The organism is Bradyrhizobium sp. Unk1 (genome assembly GCF_059512345.1).
The window spans coordinates 1-597 of record NZ_JCAMOP010000214.1; the positions used below are offsets into that span (position 1 = coordinate 1).

At 61.6% G+C, this 597-nt stretch carries 1 protein-coding gene; it reads left to right on the forward strand.

The window, feature by feature from the left end:
* Positions 1 to 391: 391 nt before the first annotated feature.
* Positions 392 to 597: flagellin N-terminal helical domain-containing protein (locus AC5ZFO_RS48200; protein WP_496124296.1), on the forward strand; the 206-nt coding region annotated here is incomplete at its 3' end.

Consider the following 597-nt stretch of genomic DNA (forward strand, 5'->3'; position numbering starts at 1 on the left):
CTTCAGGCGCTGCAGACCCAGCAGCAGCTCGGCGTTCAGGCGCTCTCGATCGCCAACCAGAACAGCCAGAGCATCCTGTCGCTGTTCCGCGGCTAAGCCTCAAAACCATCTGCAGAGGGCCGCGCTTCTCGCGAAGTGCGGCCCTTTTCATTTTGGCGTGCGCTGGTCGCGCCATGACCTTGGCACTTCGACTTTGCACGTCGATTTGGCTGACCCTGTCGCGGTCCGGTCACTGAGCCACAAGCCTCGCACAAACTTCGCGCGCTATCGTCGCCGTTACGTCAGGTTGAGCGCGCTTTTCCGCAGCTCAAAGGCATGATGCCGTCCTGTCGTACCGGTGCAAGTCCGGTATGTCCCCAAAATCAATTCAATCTCCAAAGGGACGTCAAAAATGAGTTCTAGTCTGCTCACCAACTCGTCTGCAATGACCGCGCTGCAGACCCTCCGGAACGTCAGCTCGCAGCTCGCGACCACGCAGAACCGGATCTCGACCGGCCAGCGCGTCTCGACCGCGTCCGATAACGCCGCCTACTGGTCGATCGCGACGTCGATGCGCGCCGACAACGCCGCGCTCTCCGCCGTCTCCGACTCGCTCGG